Source organism: Actinomycetes bacterium (assembly GCA_036000965.1).
In the GTDB taxonomy this organism is placed as follows: Bacteria; Actinomycetota; CALGFH01; order CALGFH01; family CALGFH01; genus DASYUT01.
This window is the reverse complement of sequence record DASYUT010000223.1, coordinates 1-15,256: the sequence shown is the minus strand read 5'-3', so window position 1 is coordinate 15,256 and position 15,256 is coordinate 1. Positions and strand designations below refer to the sequence as shown.

At 71.1% G+C, this 15,256-nt stretch carries 13 protein-coding genes; 1 reads left to right on the top strand and 12 read right to left on the bottom strand.

The features are described from left to right. Window positions 1–113: 113 nt before the first annotated feature. From VG276_20390 to VG276_20335, 12 genes are all read right to left on the bottom strand, one after another. Complete coding sequence (locus VG276_20390) at window positions 114–2,714, bottom strand: S8 family serine peptidase (protein ID HEV8651685.1); 2,601 nt, start codon at window positions 2,712–2,714, stop codon at window positions 114–116. Between the two features lie 362 nt (window positions 2,715–3,076). Beyond that, the gene (gene moeZ, locus VG276_20385) at window positions 3,077–4,249 is read right to left on the bottom strand and encodes an adenylyltransferase/sulfurtransferase MoeZ (GenBank protein HEV8651684.1); all 1,173 of its coding nucleotides are present in this window, start codon (window positions 4,247–4,249) and stop codon (window positions 3,077–3,079) included. 20 nt (window positions 4,250–4,269) lie between these two features. Then, window positions 4,270–4,587, bottom strand: a complete 318-nt coding sequence (locus VG276_20380) for a metal-sulfur cluster assembly factor (protein HEV8651683.1) — start codon at window positions 4,585–4,587, stop codon at window positions 4,270–4,272. 114 nt (window positions 4,588–4,701) lie between these two features. After that, the gene (locus tag VG276_20375) at window positions 4,702–5,217 is read right to left on the bottom strand and encodes an SUF system NifU family Fe-S cluster assembly protein (GenBank protein HEV8651682.1); all 516 of its coding nucleotides are present in this window, start codon (window positions 5,215–5,217) and stop codon (window positions 4,702–4,704) included. A 15-nt stretch (window positions 5,218–5,232) separates the two neighbouring features. Further along, window positions 5,233–6,582: a cysteine desulfurase gene (locus tag VG276_20370; protein HEV8651681.1), complete on the bottom strand. Its 1,350-nt coding sequence runs from the start codon at window positions 6,580–6,582 to the stop codon at window positions 5,233–5,235. Window positions 6,583–6,640: 58 nt separating this feature from the next. Next, entirely contained in the window at window positions 6,641–7,393 is a 753-nt protein-coding gene (gene sufC / locus VG276_20365; GenBank protein ID HEV8651680.1) for a Fe-S cluster assembly ATPase SufC, read from the bottom strand. Window positions 7,394–7,415: 22 nt separating this feature from the next. Then, window positions 7,416–7,757 (bottom strand): non-heme iron oxygenase ferredoxin subunit, encoded by a 342-nt coding sequence (locus VG276_20360; GenBank protein ID HEV8651679.1) that lies wholly within the window; start codon window positions 7,755–7,757, stop codon window positions 7,416–7,418. Then, window positions 7,757–9,154, bottom strand: coding sequence for a Fe-S cluster assembly protein SufD (gene sufD, locus VG276_20355; GenBank protein ID HEV8651678.1), 1,398 nt, complete (start codon window positions 9,152–9,154; stop codon window positions 7,757–7,759). The genes VG276_20360 and sufD overlap by 1 nt, the downstream gene beginning before the upstream one ends. A 2-nt stretch (window positions 9,155–9,156) precedes the next feature. Beyond that, window positions 9,157–10,563, bottom strand: a complete 1,407-nt coding sequence (gene sufB, locus VG276_20350) for a Fe-S cluster assembly protein SufB (protein ID HEV8651677.1) — start codon at window positions 10,561–10,563, stop codon at window positions 9,157–9,159. After that, window positions 10,553–11,350, bottom strand: coding sequence for a Fe-S cluster assembly ATPase SufC (gene sufC, locus VG276_20345; GenBank protein ID HEV8651676.1), 798 nt, complete (start codon window positions 11,348–11,350; stop codon window positions 10,553–10,555). The genes sufB and sufC (VG276_20345) overlap by 11 nt, the downstream gene beginning before the upstream one ends. Then, complete coding sequence (locus VG276_20340) at window positions 11,343–11,900, bottom strand: Rrf2 family transcriptional regulator (GenBank protein HEV8651675.1); 558 nt, start codon at window positions 11,898–11,900, stop codon at window positions 11,343–11,345. Before VG276_20340 ends, sufC (VG276_20345) begins: the two co-directional genes overlap by 8 nt. A 555-nt stretch (window positions 11,901–12,455) precedes the next feature. Next, a complete protein-coding gene (locus VG276_20335) occupies window positions 12,456–13,061 on the bottom strand; it encodes a helix-turn-helix transcriptional regulator (protein ID HEV8651674.1) in 606 nt (201 codons plus the stop codon). A gap of 808 nt (window positions 13,062–13,869) precedes the next feature. Here VG276_20335 and VG276_20330 point away from each other — a divergent pair. Further along, window positions 13,870–15,162 carry an ATP-binding protein gene (locus VG276_20330; GenBank protein HEV8651673.1) on the top strand — a complete coding sequence of 431 codons (1,293 nt, stop codon included), beginning with the start codon at window positions 13,870–13,872 and terminating at the stop codon, window positions 15,160–15,162. The last annotated feature ends 94 nt before the right edge of the window (window positions 15,163–15,256 follow it).

Genomic DNA, 15,256 nt, shown 5'->3' with positions numbered 1-15,256 from the left:
ACCGCCCTGGCCGTCGCGGTGGCGCTCGGCGCCCCCACCCTGCCCCGCCAGCCGGTCGAGCTCGCCAAGCCCTGACCAGCCCGGGGACCGGGAGCCCGGGGGGCAGGGGCGGGTTAGAGGATCCTGATCACGTAGCGGCCGGTCAGGTAGAAGTTGCCGGCCGGGTCGATGATCTGCATCCGGAACACGTACCGGCCGCGGAGCTGGGTGCCGGCCAGGGTGCGGCCGTTCCAGGAGACGCGCTGGCGGCCGGCGGGCTGCAGCCCGGTCGAGATCGTCCGCACCAGCGTCGTGGTGCCGTACTTGTAGACCAGCACGCGCAGGCGGGAGCGCTCGTTGGACGAGATCGCGAACGTGGTGGTGTCGCGGTCGCCGTCGCGGGGGACCGGCTCGAACGGGTTGGGCGCCACCGACAGGTTGGCGACCTTGGGCCTGACCCGGTCGAGGATCAGCGGGAAGGTCCGCAGCAGCGACCGCTTGCCCGGGCCAAGGGTGTACAGCACCCGGAGCGTGTAGGTGCCGTCGGGCTTGGCGACCCCGCCGACGGTGCCGTTCCAGGACTTGGCACCCGGACCGTCGAACGTCAGGAAGCTGGCGAACCCGCTGGTCAGGAACGACTTGGCGGTGTAGCCGGGGAGGTTGCCGACGTTCCAGGCGCAGACGTCCTGAATGTGGTCGCCGTTGGGGCTGCACGCGCCGACCGGCACCGTGACCGGGACCCCGGAGACGTTCCTGACCGTCCAGGTGAGCCGGTAGCCGCCCTCGGTCGGCCCGAAGTCCGAGCCGAGCGCGAACACGTCGATCAGGTACGTGCCGGCCACCCGCGCCTGCAGGTGCATCGTGGACCGGCAGAACGGCGAGGGCGGGCTGCTGGCACAGGCGACGATGCGGCCGAACTGACTGAACACGTCGGTTGTCCCGGGTGTGTACAGCACGGCGTCGAAGCCGGGGCCGCTCTGCCTGGTCAGGGTCGCGTCGAGGGTGTCGCCAGCGGCCAGGTAGACGGCGTAGACGTCGTCGACGTTGTCGTCGGCGGCTTGGCCGTCGCCACCGCCGTCCAGGGTGCCGCCCCGGTTCCAGAGGTCGTCCCCGGTCGTGCCGAGGAGAGGCACGCCGGGCGCCTGGTCGTTGGCGCGCAGCACCCGCACTGGCACGCTGCCGCTGCCCGAGGCGCCGTCGAGGGTCGCGGTGCCGACGCGGGTGGCGCCCCGGGCGAGCGTGACCGGGCCCGAGACGGCCCCGAAGACGCCACCGCCGAGGGGCTGCAACGTCCTGCCGCTGGCCACCGGGGAACCGCCGACGCTGAACGAGGCCGTCCCCGACCCGGGCGGCGACGCCAGGCTCCCGTCGCTCTTGAGCACGTAGGCGTCGAAGATCGTGCTCGGGTTGGCGAGCTGGCCGGAGACCGCGTCGGTGAGGATCGCCGGCCCATGGGTCTCGGCCACCACGAAGGGGGACGCGCCGCTCTCGAAGCTCTGCACGTAGGCGTTGGCGTTGGCCAGGCCGTGACCCTCGACCTTGGCGTCGGTGGACGACACCGCGCCGGTGTCGGCGGTCCCCTCCACGGCCAGGCGGCTGCGGAGCCGGCTGCTCGTCGGGCCGAGGGCGAGGATGCCGGCCACGATCGGCGAGGCGAACGAGGTGCCGTCGACCTCGACGAGCGCGCCATTCGGCGCGACCGCGGTCACCGCCTCACCGGGAGCCACCACGTCGAGCTTGCCGTAGGACGAGAAGGTCGCCACCCCGCCGCCCTTGGTGGTCGCGCCCACCGAGACCACGCCGGGGTAGCCGGCCGGATAGTGGGGCAGGTAGTTGCCGTCATTGCCGGACGCCGCAGCGATCGACTTGCCGGCGCTGAGGACCGCGTTGATCGCGTTCCGCTCGGGCGTAGAGGGCTGAGACCCACCCAGGCTCAGGTTGACCACCTTCACCGAGGAGTCGGCCGCGGCCTCCTGGAGGGCGGCCGCCTCGGCCGACACCGGGATGCCACCCTCGCCGTCGTCGACCTTCCACGCCTTGATGGTCGCCTCGGGGGCCACCCCGGTGATGCCCACGCCGTTGTCGGCGGCGGCGATCAGGCTCGCCACCGAGGTGCCGTGCCCGATGCTGTCCGAGGCGCCGGTCGGGGCGCAGGCGCCGCTGGCGTTGCAGGCGCGGCGCTGGGTCACGCGCGCGCCGAGCTCAGCGATGTTGGCCACGCCGCTGTCGATCACGGCCACCACGGCGCCGCTGCCCTTCTTGCCGGCGGCGTGGGCGGCCAGGGCGTTCACGCCAGGGGCCGCCGCCAGGTGCCAGCAGTCAACGCCCGCCCCACAGGCGTTGAACCTCCGGATCCAGTCGGGCTCGGCCCAGGCCACGCCGGGCTGGGCGGCCAGGCGCCTGGCGGCCGCGGGCACGTCGGCGGTGCGGGCCAGGGTGCCGATCTGCACCTCGCCGCGGCCGGCGGCGAGGTGGGCGCCGACCGCGCGGAGCAGGGCGCCGCGCCGCGCCGTGGTGACCCCGGGCCGGAAGCCGACAAGGACCCGGCCGGGCACGAAGGCGGGCCGGCCCGTGGCTCTGCCCTGGGTGGTCCCGGCGGGGACGGCCGCCTGGGCGGCGCCGGCCGCCGCGGCGCCCGCCTGGGGTGGGGCGGCGGGGCGGGCCGCTGCGGCACCAGCGGGCAGGAGGGCGGCGAGCAGGACGGCGGCGAGCAGGGACCGGAACTGCATGCGCATGGCGGGCTTCCCCTCAAGCGTCGGAGCCTTGCCCCGACCGCTGCGGGGCCTGCCCGGGCATCATCGACAGGAAGCCCGCTCGGCTCAAGTCGCTTCCGTCGGTTCAGGGAGTTTGGTATGCATTGTTGCCAGAATGAGATCGAAGGAACTACTCCGAACGGCCTGGCACCTGGCAAGGAACTACTCGGAGCCGCCTGGCGAGGAACTGCTCCGAGCGGCCTGGCGACCGCGCTCAGCCCGTCCCGACGACCGGATCCGGCCGTCGGGCCTCGCGCTGCAGGCGGCCGGGCCCCGCACGCTGCAGGCGGCCGGGCCCCGCACGCTGCAGGTGACCGGGCCTCGCGGGCTGCAGGCGGCGCCGGTCAGTACTGCGGGATGCTCGGGTCGACCGTCCGTCCCCAGGCGACGATGCCGCCGCCGAGGTGCCGCGCTGTCGAGAAGCCGGACTGCTTGAGCAGCGCGAGCGCCTCGGCCGAACGCTGGCCGGACTTGCAGTACGCGACCACCTGCTCGGTCTGGGGCAGCTCGGCCAGGTGGGAGGGCAGCTCCCCGAGCGGGATCAGCTCGGCGCCCTCGATGCGGTTGATCTGCCACTCGGCCGGCTCGCGTACGTCGATGAGCTTGATCCGCTGGCCGGCGTCCAGGGCCGCCTTCAGCTCGGCCGGGGTCAGGGTCGAGCCGGCCGCGGCCCGTTCGGCCTCGCGCGACACCACGCCGCAGAAGTCCTCGTAGTCGATCAGCTCGGTGACCGTCGGGTTCTTGCCGCAGACCGCGCACTCCGGGTCCTTGCGGACCGTGATGTCCTTGAACGACAGCTCCAGGGCGTCGTAGATCACCAGCCGGCCCACGATCGGGTCGCCGATCCCGGTGAGCAGCTTGATCGCCTCGTTGGCCTGGATCGAGCCGACGGTGGCGCACAGCACCCCGAGGACCCCGCCCTCGGCGCACGAGGGCACCATGCCGGGCGGGGGCGGCTCCGGGTACAGGCAGCGGTAGCACGGCCCGTGCTCGGCCCAGAACACGCTCGCCTGCCCGTCGAAGCGGTAGATCGAACCCCAGACGTAGGGCTTGCCCTCCAGCACGCAGGCGTCGTTGACCAGGTAGCGGGTGGGGAAGTTGTCCGACCCGTCGATCACCAGGTCGTAGCCGCGGATCAGCTCGCGGGCGTTGTCGGAGGTCAGCCGGGTCTCGTGCAGGGTCACCCTGACGTAGGGGTTGATCTCGGCGATGGAGTCCCTGGCGCTGTCGAGCTTGGACCGGCCGATGTCGGAGGTGCCGTGGATCACCTGGCGCTGCAGGTTCGACGCGTCGACCACGTCGAAGTCGACCAGGCCGAGGTGGCCGACCCCGGCCGCGGCCAGGTACATGGCGTTCGGCGAGCCGAGGCCGCCGGCCCCGACCAGCAGGACGCTCGCGTTCTTGAGCCGCTTCTGCCCGTCCATGGCCACGTCGGGGATGATGAGGTGGCGCGAGTAGCGGAAGACCTCGTCACGCGAGAGCTCGCCCGCCGGCTCCACCAGCGCGGGAAGCGCCATCGATGCTCCTTCTCGTTGTTCTAGATCGCGAACCCCATGGCCCGCAGCGCGAGCTCGCCGTCCTCGGTGAGGCGCTCCGGCCCCCAGGGCGGCGACCAGACCCAGTTGATGTCGACCTCCTCGATGCCGTCCAGGCCGACCAGGGCCGCGTTGGTGGCACCCTCGATCATGTCCGTGAGCGGGCACGCGACCGAGGTGAGGGTCATGTCGAGCACGACCTTGCGGCCGTCCTCCTCCTGCTCCACCCCGTACAGCAGCCCGAGGTCGACCACGTTCACGCCCAGCTCGGGGTCTTCTACCTGCTTCATGGCCTCGAGGATCTCGGCCTCACTCGCCATCTCGTCCACTCCCTCTCTCCATCCGGGGGCTACCGCTTCGCTGCCTGAGCCCCAGACCCCTCCTTGCCATCCGGGGCTGCCGCTTCGCTGCCTGAGCCCCGGACCCCTCTTCCGTCAGTACCGCTCGCCGGGCAGGCGCTCGGCCTTGGCGGCCCGGGCCGCGTTCTCGTCCTCGCCGTAGACCGTCTCGCCCCCGTCCTGGCCGGCCAGGCCCCTGGCGGCGGCGTCCCTGAACGCCATCCAGCCGAGCAGGGCGCACTTGACCCGCACCGGGTACCTGGCCACGCCGGCGAAGGCGATCCCGTCCTCAAGGAGCTCCTCGTCGGGCTCGGCCTCGCCGTGCATCAGCTGGCGGAACGCGTCGGCCGCCTCCAGCGCCTCGGGCACCCGCCGGCCGAGCACCAGGTCGCTCATGACCGAGGCGGACGCCAGCGAGATCGCGCAGCCCTTGCCGTCGACCGCAACCCCGGCCACCCGGTCGCCGTCCAGCCGCAGGCCGAGGGTGAGCTCGTCCCCGCACACCGGGTTGTAGTGGCGCACCTCGACGCGGTCGCCCTCGAGCCGCCCAGGGTGCCTGGGCTTCTTGTAGTGGTCGAGGATGATCTCCTGGTACAGGTCCTCGAGACCCAACGTCCTGCCTTCCCTCTAGCCGAAGAACCGCTTGGCCTTGTCGAGCGCGGCCACCAGCGCGTCGACCTCGCCGGTGGTGGAGTAGACATAGAACGAGGCCCTGGTGGTGGCCTGCACGCCGAACCGCTTCATGAGCGGCTTGGCGCAGTGATGGCCGGCCCGGACCGCGATCCCGTCCTCGTCGAGCACCTGCGAGATGTCGTGCGGGTGGATCTCCCCCAGCGTGAACGACACGGCACCGCCCCGGTGTTCCAGGTCGGCCGGCCCGAGCACCCGCAGGCCGTCGACCTCGGCCAGCCGCTTCAGGGCGTAGCCGGTGACCTCGACCTCGTGGGCGCGGACCTGGTCCATGCCGAGCCCGGCGAGGTAGTCGACGGCCGCCGCGAGCCCGACGGCGTCGCCGACCGGCGGCGTCCCCGCCTCGAAGCGCCAGGGGATGTCGTTGAACGTGGACGACTCGATGTCGACGTCGCGGATCATCTCGCCGCCGCCGAGGAACGGCTCCATCGAGTCGAGCAGGTCCTCCCGGGCGGCCAGCACGCCGATCCCCATCGGGCCGAGCATCTTGTGCCCGGTGAACCCGAGGAAGTCGGCGCCCAGGTCGTCGAAGGTCACGCCCAGGTGCGGGACCGCCTGGGCCGCGTCGGCGACCACCAGGGCGCCGACCGCGTGGGCGCGCTCGGCGATCGCGGCCACCGGGTTGACCGTGCCGAGCACATTGGACATGGCCGAGACGGCCACGATCCGGGTCCGCCCGGTGAGCAGCCCGTCGAGGGCGTCCAGGTCGAGCAGGAAGTCGTCGGTCACCGGGATGGCACGGATGCGGGCGCCGGTGAGCTTGGCAACCAGCTGCCAGGGCACCAGGTTGGCGTGGTGCTCCATCTCGGTGACCAGGATCTCGTCGCCCTCGCGCAGGTTGCGCAGGCCCCAGCCGTAGGCGACCAGGTTGATCGCCTCGGTGACGTTCTTGGTGAACACGGTGGCCCGCTCGCTCGCGCCGACGAAGCGGGCGACCTTGCCCCTGGCCGCCTCGTAGAGGTGGGTGGCCTCCTCGGCGACCGTGTAGACGCCGCGGTGCACGTTGGCGTTGTGGCGCTCGTAGTACTCCTGCATGGCGGCCAGCACCTGGGCCGGCTTCTGGCTCGACGAGGCAGAGTCGAGGTAGACGAGCGGCTTGCCGTGCACCTCGCGGGCGAGCAGGGGGAAGTCGGCCCGGACACGGGTCGCGAGGTCGCCGCCGGCCAGGCCGCCCGGGGCATGCGGGGCCTGCTGGCCCGGAGCGTGCGGGGCCTGCTGGCCCGGAGCGCTCGAGGCCTGCTGGCCCGAGGCCGGGTCGGGGCGGGGCGGGGTCGTGGTCGTGGTCATCGTGCGCGGTTGCCTCCCTGGCGCCGGTCCGGCGCCCACCCTGGAACGGACTGCCGACCTATGCGGCGGACGTGCCGCGCCACCGTTCGTAGCCCTTCGCCTCAAGCTCCTCGGCCAGCTCCGGACCGCCCGACTCGACCACACGGCCGTCGACCATGACGTGGACGGCGTCGGGGGCGATGTAGCGCAGGATCCGGGTGTAGTGGGTGATGAGCAGGACGCCGAGGTCCGGGCCGCGCAGGCGGTTGACGCCCCGGCTGACAACCTTGAGCGCGTCCACGTCGAGGCCCGAGTCGGTCTCGTCGAGGATCGCCAGGCTCGGGCGGAGCAGGGCCATCTGGAGGATCTCGTGGCGCTTCTTCTCGCCGCCGGAGAACCCCTCGTTCAGGCTCCGCTCCGCGAACCGCGGGTCCATCTCGAGCGCCTTCATCTGCTCGCGCAGGTCCTTGGCGAACTGGCGGACCGACACGTCCTCGCCCCGGACCGCGTTGATCGCGGTGCGCAGGAAGCTGGTGACCGACACGCCGGGCACCTCGACCGGGTACTGCATGGCCAGGAACATGCCGAGCCGGGCGCGCTCGTCGGGGGCAAGGGCGAGGACGTCCTCGCCCTTGAACGTGACCCGGCCGCCGGTCACCCGGTAGCGGGGATGGCCGGCCAGGGCGTAGGCGAGGGTCGACTTGCCCGACCCGTTCGGGCCCATGAGGGCGTGCACCTTCCCCGACTCGACGGTCAGGTCGACGCCGCGCAGGATCTGCTTGTCCTCCACGCTGACGTGGAGGTCCTCGATCACGAGGGTCGTGTCGCTCATCGGTCTTGGTAGCTCCTGTTCGTCAGAGGTTCTCGGCCAGCTCGGCCCAGCGCTCGGGCAGGTCGACGAGGACGTCGTCGTCGTCGACCTTGACGGGGAAGGTCCGGACCGGGGCCACGGCGGGCGGGACGTCGGGGTGGCCGGTCGCGAGGTCGAAGCAGCTGCCGTGCAGCACGCACTCGACCCTGCCGTCCTCGACGAACCCCTCCGACAGCGGGTAGTCCTCGTGGGTGCAGCAGTCCACCAGGGCGTACACGCCGTCCTCGGTGCGGATCAGGGCGACGGCCTCGTCGTCGGACAGCTCGACCCGGTGGCCGCTGTCCATCTCCAGCTCCGCGAGGGAGCCGAGCCGGACCCAGGCCATCAGCTGCCGACCTCCTTCGCGAGCTCCGCCTCGAGGGCGGCCTCCAGGCGCCGCCGCACGGCCGGGACGGTCATCTGGGCCAGGATCTCCTCGAAGAAGCCGAACACCACCAGGCGCCTGGCCACCTCCCTGGGCACGCCGCGGGACTGCAGGTAGAACAGGTGGAGGTCGTCGACCCGGCCGGTGGCCGCCGCGTGGGCGGCCTTCACGTCGGAGTTCAGGATCTCGAGGAACGGGTTGGCCTCGGCGTGGGCGTGCCTGGACAGGACCAGGTTGCGCATGGTCTGGGCGGCGTCGGAGCCGCGGGCGCCCGGGCAGATGATCAGGTTGCCGTTGAAGATGTTGCGCGACCCGCCGAGCAGGCCGGCCTTGTACAGCAGGGTCGAGCGCGCGTGGGGCTCGGCGTGGGTGACCGTGGCCCGGTGCTCGAACTTCTGCCCCTCGTCGGCGAAGACGGCCCCGAGCAGGTCGGCCTCGGCGCCCTCGCGCAGCACGACGTCGGGCGAGATGCGCACCACGCCCCCGCCGAGGGTGACCACGAACGAGCGGAACCGCCCCTGGCGGGCGACCTCGGCGCGCTGGACGCCGAAGTGGTTGACCCGTTCGCTGCCCCACTCCTGCAGGCTCAGGTGCTGCACGGACGCGCCCGGCCCGACCAGCAGCTCGGTGACGCCGTGGTGGAAGGCGGGCCCGTCGATCACCTCGGGCGAGTCGTGCTGCTGCACCAGCGTGAGCGACGCGCCCTCCTCGACCACGGCCAGGGTGTGGGCGAAGGTGGCCCCGGCCGTGGTGCGCCGGAACTCGGCGCCGACCGGCACCTCGACCTCGACGCCGCGGGGGACGTAGAGGAAGGCGCCCGCGGTGACCAGGGTGGCGTGCAGCGCGAGGAACCAGTCGTCGGCGAAGGGCGCCGCGGTGGTCATGAACCTGGGCTCCACCAGGCCGGCGTGCTCGCGCGCGGCGGTGGCCAGGTCGGTGAGGATCACGCCCTTGGCCGCGAGGTCGTCGGCCAGGGCAACTTCGGTGGTGGCCCCGTCCACGGTGGTCACCAGGCCGCCCGGGTCGAGCCGGTCGGCGGCTGCGTGCTCCGGACCCCGGCCGTGGTCGAGCACGGCCTGGCCCCGGCCCGGGGCGAGCACGACCCCCTCGGCCCCGGCCGCGCCGGGCCGGCCGGCGTGACGCACGATGCGGTGGCGGTCGATGCCGGCCCGCTTCGGGTCGGTGAAGCGCCAGGCCTCCTCGCGGTTGGTCGGCCGCTCCAGCTTGTCGAGGGCTGCCAGGGCCTCGAGCCGGCGGCCTCGGAGCCACTCGGGGTCGCCGAGCGCCTCCGACCACGCGGTCACCGCCGCCTTGTCGAGGCCCCGCAGGGTCAGCGTCTCGATGCTCGTCTCGGTCACCCCTACCCGACCGCCCCTTCCATCTGGAGCGCGATCAGGCGGTTCAGCTCGAGCGCGTACTCCATCGGCAGCTCCTTGGAGATCGGCTCGATGAACCCGCGGACGATCATGGCGGTCGCCTCGGCCTCCGAGAGCCCCCGCGACCGCAGGTAGAAGAGCTGGTCGTCGCCGATCTTGGAGACCGTCGCCTCGTGGCCGAGGTTGACGTCCTCCTCCTTCACGTCGTTGTACGGGTAGGTGTCCGAGCGCGACTCCTCGTCGAGCAGCAACGCGTCGCAGCGGACGTTGACCCGCACGCCGGGCGAGTCCTCCTCGACCTTGATGAGGCCGCGGTAGGAGGTCCGCCCGCCGTCGCGCGAGATCGACTTGGACACGATCTGCCCGGTGGTGTTGGGCGCTGCGAAGGTGAGCTTGGCCCCGGCGTCCTGATGCTGGCCGTCGCCCGCGAAGGCGACCGAGAGGATCTCGCCGTGGGCGTGCTCGCCCAGCAGCAGCACCGCTGGGTACTTCATGGTCAGCTTGGAGCCGATGTTGCCGTCGATCCACTCCATGGTCGCGCCCTCGTGCGCGATCGCCCGCTTGGTGACCAGGTTGTAGACGTTGTTCGACCAGTTCTGGATGGTCGTGTAGCGGCAGCGGGCGCCTTCCTTGACGATGATCTCGACGACCGCGGAGTGGAGCGAGTCGGAGCGGTAGGTCGGGGCGGTGCAGCCCTCGACGTAGTGGACGTAGGAGCCGGGCTCGCAGATGATCATGGTCCGCTCGAACTGGCCCATGTTCTCGACGTTGATGCGGAAGTAGGCCTGTAGCGGTATCTCGATGTGGACCCCGGGCGGCACCCAGATGAACGAGCCGCCCGACCAGACCGCCGAGTTGAGGGAGGCGAACTTGTTGTCGTTGGCCGGGATGACGGTCGCCCAGTACTGCTTGAAGATGTCCGGGTGCTCGCGCAGAGCGGTGTCGGTGTCGGTGAAGATGACGCCCTTCTCTTCGAGGTCTTTGCGGATCGAGTGGTAGACGACCTCGGACTCGTACTGTGCCGAGACGCCGGCGAGGAACTTCCGCTCGGCCTCGGGGATGCCGAGGCGGTCGAAGGTCTGCTTGATCGCCTCGGGGACGTCGTCCCAGGAGCGGGCACTACCCTCGCTCGGCTTGAGGTAGTAGTAGATGTTCTCGAAGTCGATCCCGGAGAGGTCGCCGCCCCAGTTGGGCATCGGGCGTGCCCGGAAGTACTCGAGCGCCTTGAGACGGAACTCGGTCATCCAGGTCGGCTCGCCCTTGCGCTCGGAGATCCCCTTGACGATCTCGGGGTTGAGGCCGCGCTTGGCCTCGGCGGCGTACGCGGACACGTCGTGGAAGCCGTACTTTTCGGCGTAGTTCTCGTTGATACCGATCATGTCAACTGCCATTGGACTCGATCTCCTTCAGGAGCTGGTCGTAGCCGACCTTCTCGAGGTGCTCGGCCAGCTCCGGGCCGCCGGACTGGACGATCCGCCCGTCGTGGAGGATGTGGACGCGGTCGGGGCGGATGTAATTGAGGAAGCGGTTGTAGTGTGTGACGATGATGATGCCCGTCTCGGGCGTCTTGAGACGGTTGATCGCGTCGGCGACGACGCGCATCGCGTCGATGTCGAGGCCGGAGTCCGTCTCGTCCATGATCGCCATCTGCGGCTTGAGCATGGCGAGCTGCAGGATCTCGGCCCGCTTCTTCTCGCCGCCCGAGAAGCCCTCGTTGAGGTAGCGGGTCGCGAACTTGTCGTCCATGCGCAGCTCGGTCATCGTCGCGCGCATGCGCCGCCGGAACTCGATGGCCGGTGTCTCGCCCTGGACGTTCTTGACCGCCTGGCGGAGGAAGTTGGCGACCGAGATGCCGGGTATGGCGGTCGGGTACTGGAAGGCCAGGAAGAGGCCCATCTTGGCGCGCTCGTCCGGCTGGATCTCGAGGACGTTGACGCCCCGCCAGAGGACCCGGCCCTGTGTGACCTCGTACTTAGGGTGGCCGGCGATCGTGTAGGCGAGGGTCGACTTGCCCGAGCCGTTCGGGCCGAGGAGGGCGTGGACCTCGCCCTGCCGGACCTCGAGGTCGACGCCCCTTAGGATCTCCTTACCGGCGACGTTGACGTGGAGGTCCTCGACGATCAGGACGTTGTCGGTCGAGGCGGGGGCTGTGATGGTGACGGTGTTGGTTTCAACCATCGTTGCTTACTGCTAGTCCTTTCGTGAGGGTGCTGAGCCCGGGCGAGAGCGTCAGCAGGTCGCGGCCGGCGCCGGGGTCCTGGCAGAGGTCGGCCAGGGTGGTCGCGTCGAGGACGGCGTCCATAGCCGCCTTGACGCGCGCCCAAAGGGGCCGCGAGAGGCAGCCGGGGTCGCGGACGCAGGAGCCCTCGACGTAGCCGTCCGCGAGGCAGTCGACCGGCGCGGTCGCGTCGGCGCCTTCGAGGACGCGGACGATCTCGCCGACACGAATCAGGGAGGGATCGCGGGTCAGGCGGTAGCCACCGTGCAGGCCGCGTGTGCCCTCGACCAGGCCGGCGCGCCGGAGCGGCGAGACGATCTGCTCGAGGTACGGTAGCGGTATCCGCTCGGTGGCGGCGATCTCGGTCAGGGAGAGCGTGCGGCCGCCGAAGGCCTTGCCGAGCTCGGTCATGGCCCGCAGACCGTAGTGCGTCCGACTGGAGACCTTCATCGTTTTAGAAAATCCTACCTCACTGGTCGGATTATAGAGCACTCGGGTGAAGTCCACCACATCAGCCCGCCTCAGTTCGTGAGCCCAGGCCGACGCGGCTTGCCTGGTCGCGCTGTGCCGACGGCCGGGGCTTTAGGGCGGCCATCAGGCCGTCGCGGACAGCGTCGTGAACCAGGTTCTGAGTCACCTTCCGCTGGTCCCGCTACGCGCCGGCGCGTGAGCCGTCTTCCGACGAGGCCTCCAACGCGGTAAGGCCGAGCAGCCGTTCGGCTCGTCTCAGCAAGCTTCCTAAGGCCAGAACGAAGAAGTGGCCGGGGAGCACGATGACCAATTCGTGCTCCCCGGCCACACCGACCGCGCTGTACTGATTCCGGTTCGGACGCGCGAGGCTCAAGAAAGAAGAAGGACAATGGGAGTATCGGCCGACGCGGCGGTCCGCGCCGTTTCAGTTCCGTATCAGCGCCGCAGGGCCGTTCCAGGTGGGCTACGGCGCTCGCCGATCTCGCCACGCCCACCGATCCGGGGCCATGAGCCTGGCCCCGCCGGCCGGCAGCTCGGGCCGGCCCGCCCGACCGGCAGGATACCGGGATTGCGGCCTTCGTCCGGACTGGTTATTCAGACGTAGTCGGTGAAGGCGGCGTCGATCTGGCGGCGGGCGCTGAGCAGCGCCTCCCGGACCCGCGCCAGGGTCGCCGCGTCGGCCCGGAACACCCGGCCCCCTGCGAACAGCGAGCGGGCTAGCTCGAACAGCTCCTCGCGCAGCTGGCGCTGCTCCTCGTTGCCGAAGCCGGGGAACACCCCCCGCCAAGGGTGGCCCTCGAACTGCGCCCAGGCCTCCTGCTCGGCCGGCTGGCGCTCGTCCAGGTAGGCGCGCCCGGCGGCGGTCAGCTCGTACACCTTCCGCTCGTCGGCCTCCCGGGACTGCACGTGGCCCAGATCTTCAAGCATCTGGAGGGTCGGGTAGACCGTCCCCGGGCTCGGCGTGTACGTCCCACCGGTCCGCTGCTCGATCGCGCGCATGATCTCGTAGCCGTGCTTCGGGCCGTCGCGGAGAACGCCGAGGATCAGGAGCTTCACGTCACCGCGCTCGACCCGGCGGCCACCCAACCCGCCGAAAGGTCCCCAGGCGCGCCAGCCCTCCTGCCAGCCGGCGCCGAAGTCGTCGAACAGACCGGGACCCCGACCGGGGCGCCGGTGCCGGGCGAAGAACAGACCGACCATCGCCGCTTCTCCTCGTTCGGCCCGAGGAGCTCCGCCCCCGGGGCCGTATCGCGACATATGTCGCGATATATATCGCGACATACCCCATCGTAGCACCGGGGACGGAGGTGTCAAGAAAAACCGCGCCGCGCTCGTGGGCACGGCGCTGCCCGGCAGTTGAGGGAGCCGGCCGGCGCCGAACTCGGGCACGCATTCGGTGGAACGTGACGCGTTGGGCGCGCGGTCCTCGTCGTCCGGACGCCGGAGCGGCCCCGGCGCGGGCTGCGGGTTTTCCCCGGCTGGAAGCACGGGCTATGCCCGCTTTCGGAGGGCAGCGGCTGTGGTAAGCTGCGCGCGGGGGCTTAGCCGGAGTGGCCGGGAAGAGGCAGCCCGTGCACTCGGAGTGACTGACCATGCGGCAAGATCGCGCCATCCTGGCGGTCGTCGGCACCACACGCCGGCCGCGGCGCCTCATGCCTGCCCCTGAGCGCGGGAAGCGCCGTTCGACCCGGGGACGCCCAGGTCCGGCACGGCGCGACCGTGTACGAGCGCCGCGTGGCGGACCGGTGCCTATGACCTAGGCACACACCTCACGCGGCGAGCGCCTGTCCGCGTGCCAAGGCGGAGCAACGGGCGCGAACGATGGAGCCGGGGGAAATGCAACTGAGATTCCTGGTGTCAGCCATGCTGGTCGGCTCGATCACGACGGGCCAGGCGCCGCGTGCCGTGGCTGCGAGGGCTCGGAATGGACAGCCCATGGAGCCGGTGTTCGATCTGCCCGTGCCGTAGGACGGCTGCGCTCTGGGGGAGGGGCACATTGAAGACGAACGTGTCTTCGCCGGCACGCGTCTACCCATGGGTGGTCACGCTTGCCGCGGTCGGATTCGTCGCCTACTGGCTGCACGCCTGGCTGTGGTCGCCACCCGCGGCCGCCGGCATCGCCCTCATGGCGGTCCTGGTGATGGCCCCGCCAGCGGCCATCCTTTACCTGTCGCTCCGACGGACGATCCAGCTGCTGGCTTCTGAGCAAGCTGCCCGCGCCCAGGTCGAGGCGGCCGCCGGGCGGATCCGCCGGATGCAGGGCGCGGTCGAGCCCGAATGGGCACCGCTAGCGGCCGTGCTCGCCGGGATGAGCGACGGCGTCCTCGTGCTGGACGCGCCCCGTCGGGTCCGCTACTGCAACACCCGGGCCGGCGAGCTCCTCGGCCTCGACCCCTCCGCCGTCGTCGGGCAGGACGGGAAGGAGCTGGTCAACCACCTCGGGTTGCAGCTGATCGACCGCCGGGCGGCGCGCTCGGTCTGGTGGCGGGTCATCACCGATCCGCATGGGTGCCCGAGCGGCGAGATCAACACCGCCGACGGGCCGTTCCGGCGTGTCATCCTGCTGAGTGCCTTCCCGGTCGTCGACGCGGCGGGAGAAGGGCTTGGGATGGTGCTGCGCGACGTGACCGACTCGAAGGTGCGTGCGGCCCGGCAGGAGCGCGAGCGCATCGCCATGGACCTACACGACGGGGTGGTTCAGTCGCTCTACGGCGTGGTGCTGGGCCTGACTGTCCTCGAGCGTTCGCTCAACGGCCACGCAGCCGCCGTCCAGGCACCCTTGCGCAAGCACAGGGCGAGGCTCGAAGCCGTCATCGAGGAGATCCGCGACTACATCTTCCACCTGCGATCGCGGGAGCCGTGCGAAGGCACGCTGCCGGCGGGCTTAGCCGCGATCGTCGAGGAGCTGCACGACAACGGCCGGCTCGGGGTCCAGATCGACGCCGATGTGGAGGGCCTCGATCCCGAGGGTGCCGCCAACATCCTCTTCATCGTGCGGGAAGCCACCTCCAACGTGATCAGGCACGCCTGCGCCAGCCGGGTGGTGATCCGGCTGGCGCGGGTGGACGGGCGGCTGGTCCTCACGATCTGCGACGACGGCGGCGGGTTCGACCCGCATATGAATGGCCGGCGATCGGGACAAGGGCTCCGCAACATGGCCGAGCGCGCCCGCGCGCTCGGCGGCCGTCTGACCGTGTCGAGTCAGGCCGGGCGCGGTACCGAGGTCCGTCTGGAGGTACCTCCGCCGGAGTTGAGCGAGGAGAATGACCGGGCCGTTCGTGAAGCTGCTGCTAGTCGATGACCACGCCGTGGTCCGCCTGGGGCTCAAGGCCCTGTTCGGGACGGTCGGGTCCTGCGTCGTGGTCGGGGAGGCCGCCACGGCGGCCGAAGCGGTC